The 5175-nt window shown below is 62.7% G+C and carries 7 protein-coding genes; all 7 read left to right on the top strand.

The genetic code is table 11. The features are described from left to right. Positions 1-663: riboflavin synthase (locus tag ACKWJN_RS07425; RefSeq protein WP_408595711.1), on the top strand; the 663-nt coding region annotated here is incomplete at its 5' end. Further along, positions 660-1781 (top strand): bifunctional 3,4-dihydroxy-2-butanone-4-phosphate synthase/GTP cyclohydrolase II, encoded by a 1122-nt coding sequence (gene ribBA / locus ACKWJN_RS07430; RefSeq protein WP_408595712.1) that lies wholly within the window; start codon positions 660-662, stop codon positions 1779-1781. The genes ACKWJN_RS07425 and ribBA, both read left to right, overlap by 4 nt. A gap of 19 nt (positions 1782-1800) precedes the next feature. Then, on the top strand, positions 1801-2274 hold the full coding sequence (gene ribH / locus ACKWJN_RS07435; protein ID WP_100143951.1) for a 6,7-dimethyl-8-ribityllumazine synthase: 474 nt from the start codon (positions 1801-1803) through the stop codon (positions 2272-2274). Continuing rightward, positions 2271-2807, top strand: a complete 537-nt coding sequence (gene nusB / locus ACKWJN_RS07440) for a transcription antitermination factor NusB (protein WP_408595713.1) — start codon at positions 2271-2273, stop codon at positions 2805-2807. Before ribH ends, nusB begins: the two co-directional genes overlap by 4 nt. Beyond that, positions 2804-3988, top strand: coding sequence for a pyridoxal phosphate-dependent aminotransferase (locus ACKWJN_RS07445; protein WP_408595714.1), 1185 nt, complete (start codon positions 2804-2806; stop codon positions 3986-3988). The genes nusB and ACKWJN_RS07445 overlap by 4 nt, the downstream gene beginning before the upstream one ends. A 6-nt stretch (positions 3989-3994) precedes the next feature. Further along, the gene (gene ybgC, locus ACKWJN_RS07450) at positions 3995-4411 is read left to right on the top strand and encodes a tol-pal system-associated acyl-CoA thioesterase (protein WP_408595715.1); all 417 of its coding nucleotides are present in this window, start codon (positions 3995-3997) and stop codon (positions 4409-4411) included. Then, on the top strand, positions 4408-5109 hold the full coding sequence (gene tolQ / locus ACKWJN_RS07455) for a protein TolQ (RefSeq protein WP_408595716.1): 702 nt from the start codon (positions 4408-4410) through the stop codon (positions 5107-5109). Before ybgC ends, tolQ begins: the two co-directional genes overlap by 4 nt. Positions 5110-5175: the final 66 nt, after the last annotated feature.

Consider the following 5175-nt stretch of genomic DNA (forward strand, 5'->3'; position numbering starts at 1 on the left):
ATGTTCACCGGAATCATCACCGGCGTGGGGCGCATCACCGCAGTTCACGACCTGGGAAGCTCTTTAAACCACGGCAAGCGCCTCACCATCGAGGCCCCTGCCGGGTACCTCGACGACGTGGGCTTGGGTGACAGCATCGCTTTGAACGGCGCCTGCATGACCGTCACCACGTTTGACCCCCTCCACCACCAGTTCACGATTGACATCTCAGCAGAGTCGCTGGCCCGCACCAGCGGCTTGGCGCAGCTCGGGCGCGTCAACCTCGAAAAAGCCTTGCGGGCCCACGACCGCTTGGGCGGGCACATCGTGTCCGGCCATGTCGACGGCATCGGCCAAGTCAGCCTCTTTGAGCGGGTGGGCGAAAGCTGGGAGCTGCGCATCATGGCACCGCCCGATCTGGCCAAGTACCTGGCCTACAAAGGCTCCATCACCGTCAACGGCGTGAGCCTGACGGTCAACCAGGTGCAAGACTTCTTCGATGCCGACGGCCCACTGGGTCTGCGCGGTTCAGAGATCAGCATCAACCTCATTCCTCACACCGTTGAGAACACCGCCCTCGGCAGCCTGCAAGCAGGCAGCACGGTGAACCTTGAAATTGACACCGTGGCGCGTTACGTTGAACGCATGCTGCGCGTGGACGCCACTTTGAAAGCCCCGCAATGACAACAGCCCTGACCCCCGTGGCCATCTCGCCCGTGGAAGAGATCGTGGCCGAAATGAAAGCTGGCCGCATGGTCATCTTGGTGGACGAAGAAGACCGTGAGAACGAAGGCGACTTGGTGCTCGCCGCCGACCATGTCACGCCAGAAGCCATCAACTTCATGGCCCGTTTTGGCCGTGGCCTGATTTGCCTCACCCTCACCCGCGAACGTTGCGAGTTTTTGAAGTTGCCGCCCATGGCCGCACGCAACGGCACGGTCTACAGCACCGCATTCACCGTGTCGATCGAAGCCGCCGAGGGCGTGACCACCGGCATTTCTGCCGCCGACCGCGCCCGCACCATCGAAGTGGCCGTGGCCAAAGGCACACACCCCAGCGACCTGGTGCAACCTGGCCACGTGTTTCCGCTGCAAGCGGTGGACGGCGGTGTGCTGATGCGCGCCGGTCACACCGAAGCCGGTTGCGACCTGGCGGCCATGGCGGGTTGCTCACCCACCTCGGTGATTTGCGAAATCATGAAAGACGACGGCACCATGGCCCGTCTGCCCGACTTGCAGGTGTTTGCAGCCGAGCACGGCCTGAAGATCGGCACCATCGCCGACCTGATTGCCCACCGCAGCCGCACCGAGTCGCTGGTGCAAAAAGTGGGCAGCCGCCCGCTCGTCACCGCACACGGCGAGTTCACTGCCAACGCCTACAAAGACATGACCAACGGTGCCGTGCACTTGGCCTTGGTCAAAGGCAGCTGGCGCGCAGAACAAGACGTGTTGGCCCGGGTGCATGAACCCCTGTCGGTGCTCGATGCGCTGGAGCCCAACCGTGTCATGCACTCCTGGGGCTTAGATTCGAGCCTGCAACGCATTGCCCAAGAAGGCGCCGGCGTGGTGGTCTTGCTCAACTGTGGCGAAAGCGGCGAGCAGTTGCTGGCCCAGTTTGACGGCACCGCCCGCTCGGCCCATGGGCCATCGCGTGGCCGCATGGACTTGCGCAGCTATGGCGTAGGCGCACAAATTTTGCGGGACTGCGGCGTGCACAAGATGCGCCTGTTGGGCAACCCGCGCCGCATGCCCAGCATGACGGGCTATGGCCTCGAAATCGTCGGCTATCTGGCCAAAGCATAAGTCTCAAGGAACCTCTGACATGTTTGTCTCCAACCTCGCCAGCACCACCACCTTGGACGGCAGCAGCCTGAAAATTGGCATTGTCCAAGCCCGCTTCAACGAAGACATCACCAACACCTTGCGCGAGGCCTGCGTGGCCGAACTCAAGGCCATGGGCGTGGCCGACGAGCGCATCACCGTGGTGCAAGTGCCCGGCGCACTGGAAGTGCCCCTCACGCTGGCGGCACTGGCCCAAATTGAAGACCCCGAGCCCTTCAGCGCGCTGATCGCTTTGGGCTGCATCATCCGTGGCGAGACCTACCACTTTGAACTGGTGGCCAACGAGTCGGGCGCAGGGGTGACCCGCGTGGGCATGGACTACCACGTGCCGATTGCCAATGCGATTTTGACCACCGAGAACCTAGAGCAAGCCGTGGCCCGCCAAACCGACAAAGGCCGCGACGCCGCCCGCGTGGCCGTGGAAATGGCCTTGCTGTTGGAGCAACTCGCATGACGACGGACACCGTCACGCCAGACTCCGCGCACGACTCCGCGCCTGGGTCATCCACCCTACAAGACAAAACCCCGCGCAAAAGTTCAGCCAAGTCGGGGCGCAGCCGCGCACGCGAATTTGCGCTGCAAGGCCTGTACCAATTTTTGGTGGGCCGCAACGAAGCCGCCGACATTGACGTGTTCACCCGTGACCTGAGCGGTTTTCACAAATCCGACTCGGCCCATTACGACGCCTTGTTGTATGGCTGTGTCGAGCACCGCGAGGTGCTGGACGCTTTGATCGTGCCCCTGCTGGACCGCAAGCTGGAAGAAATCTCCCCCATTGAACACGCGGTGATGTGGATGGGTGTGTACGAGTTTCAGCACTGCATCGACGTGCCTTGGCGCGTGGTGTTGAACGAATACATCGAACTGGCCAAATCATTTGGCGGCACCGATGGCCACAAGTACGTCAACGCCGTGCTCAACGGCTTGGCGCCTCAGTTGCGCAGCCACGAGGTGCAAGCCGACCGCCTGAGTGGCAAGGCGCGATGAAGATAGCCCAGCGCGCCCAGCGCATCGCGCCTTTTTATGTGATGGAAGTCGCCAAGGCGGCGGCGGCTCGCGCCGCCACCCTGGGGCCCAACGACCCGGCCATGGTCTACCTGAGCATTGGCGAACCCGACTTCACCGCCCCACCCTTGGTGCAAGAAGCCGCCGTGCGTGCCCTGCACGACGGCCACACCCAATACACCGCAGCCTTGGGACTGGGCGCTTTGCGCGAACGCATCAGCGGCTGGTACGCCCAGCGTTTTGGCGTGCACATCCCGGCTAGCCGCATCGTCATCACGGCGGGTGCCTCGGCGGCTTTGCAATTGGCGTGTCTGGCTTTGGTGGAAGCCGGCGACGAAGTGCTGATGCCCGACCCCAGCTACCCCTGCAACCGCCAGTTTGTGAGCGCGGCCGAAGGCCGGGCCGTGCTGGTGCCCACCACCGCCGCCGACCGCTTTCAGCTCAATGCAGCGCAGGTGCGCGAGCACTGGAACGCGCACACCCGTGGCGTGCTGCTGGCCTCGCCGTCCAACCCCACCGGCACCTCGATCCACCCGCACGCTTTGCGTGACATCCATGCCGAGGTGTCACAGCGCGGGGGCGTGACGCTGATCGACGAAATTTATTTGGGCCTGAGCTACGACGACGCGTTTGGCCACACTGCCTTGGCGCTGGACGATCAGATCATCAGCATCAACAGTTTCTCCAAGTACTTCAGCATGACCGGCTGGCGCTTGGGCTGGATGGTGGTGCCCGAGACCTTGGTGCCGGTGGTCGAGCGCTTGGCGCAAAACCTGTTCATCTGCCCCAGCACCTTGGCGCAACACGCCGCGCTGGCCTGCTTTGAAGCCGAGAGCTTGGCCGAGTACGAACGACGCCGGGCCGAGTTCAAAGCACGGCGCGACTTCTTTGTGCCGGCCCTGAATCAACTGGGCCTGACCGTGCCGGTGATGCCCGACGGCGCGTTTTATGCCTGGGCCGATTGCAGCGCCGCCTGCGACAAACTGGGCGTGCGCGGCAGCTGGGACTTTGCGTTTGAAGTGCTGCAACGCGCCAACATCGCCTTCGCGCCAGGGCGCGACTTCGGCCAGGCCGACACCGCGCGCTTTGTGCGTTTTTCAACCGCCCGCTCGCTGCCCGAGTTGCGCGAAGCCGTGACCCGTTTGCAACACCTGTTGGGCTGAGCCGCGATGACTCACAACACATCCCATGCCAACGTGTTTGAGCACCCTGTGCGGGTGTACTGGGAAGACACCGATGCCGGGGGCATCGTGTTCTACGCCAACTACCTCAAGTTTTTTGAGCGCGCACGCACCGAGTGGCTGCGTGCCCTGGGCGTGGGCCAACAGGCGCTGCGCCAAGCAACGGGTGGCATGTTTGTGGTGAGCGAAACCAGCATCAAATACCACCGCCCGGCGCAGCTCGACGACTTGTTGCGTGTGACCGCGCGCTTGGCCGAAGGGGGCCGCGCCAGCCTGGTGATTGCCCAACAGGCCTGGTGTGGCGACACGCTGCTGTGCGAAGGCACGATCCGCATTGGCTGGGTCGATGCCGCGACCCTCAAGCCTGCGAGAATTCCCTCTTCTGTATTGGAACGCCTGACATGACACAAGACTTTTCCATCGTCCATTTGTTGCTCAACGCCAGCTGGGTGGTGCAGGTGGTGGTGCTGATGCTGATGGGCGTGTCCATCACCAGCTGGACGGCGATTTTTCGCAAAATCATTTCCCTCCAACGCGTCAAGACCCTGAACGAAGAGTTCGAGCGCGAGTTCTGGTCGGGCACCAGCCTGAACGAGTTGTACGCGTCGGCCGCCAAAAACGCCAAGCTCTCTGGCCCGATGGAGCGCATTTTTGCCAGCGGCATGCGCGAGTACCAAAAACTGCGTGAACGCCGCATCAACGACAGCAGCGCCTTGATGGACGGGGCCCGCCGCGCCATGCGCGCGAGCTACCAACGCGAGATGGACGCCATCGAGTCCAACCTGTCCTTGCTGGCCTCGGTCGGTTCGGTGTCGCCCTATGTGGGTTTGTTTGGCACGGTGTGGGGCATCATGCATGCCTTTACGGGCTTGGCTTCTATGCAGCAAGTGACTCTGGCCACGGTGGCTCCGGGCATTGCTGAGGCGCTGGTGGCCACAGCCATTGGCTTGTTTGCGGCCATCCCGGCCGTGGTGGCCTACAACCGCTTTGCGCGTGATGTAGACCGTGTGTCCATCCAACAAGAAACCTTTATTGAAGAGTTTTCCAACATCTTGCAGCGCAGCGTGGGCAACCAAGCCAATGCGTCGCCCTCGGGCCGTTAAAGCCAACCCAGCCAGGAGCCCAAGATGCCAGCCGTAGCCAGTAGAAGCCGGGGTCGCCGCACCATC

Origin of the sequence: Limnohabitans sp., assembly GCF_046052825.1 — a bacterium.
GTDB lineage: Bacteria > Pseudomonadota > Gammaproteobacteria > Burkholderiales > Burkholderiaceae_C > Limnohabitans.

Excerpts from the sequence above, each read along its gene's own strand:
- ribH (WP_100143951.1), top strand. The coding sequence starts at position 1,801 with ATGTTTGTCTCCAACCTCGCCAGCACCACCACCTTGGACGGCAGCAGC.
- ybgC (WP_408595715.1), top strand. The coding sequence starts at position 3,995 with ATGACTCACAACACATCCCATGCCAACGTGTTTGAGCACCCTGTGCGG.
- tolQ (WP_408595716.1), top strand. The coding sequence starts at position 4,408 with ATGACACAAGACTTTTCCATCGTCCATTTGTTGCTCAACGCCAGCTGG.
- ribBA (WP_408595712.1), top strand. The coding sequence starts at position 660 with ATGACAACAGCCCTGACCCCCGTGGCCATCTCGCCCGTGGAAGAGATC.
- ACKWJN_RS07445 (WP_408595714.1), top strand. The coding sequence starts at position 2,804 with ATGAAGATAGCCCAGCGCGCCCAGCGCATCGCGCCTTTTTATGTGATG.
- nusB (WP_408595713.1), top strand. The coding sequence starts at position 2,271 with ATGACGACGGACACCGTCACGCCAGACTCCGCGCACGACTCCGCGCCT.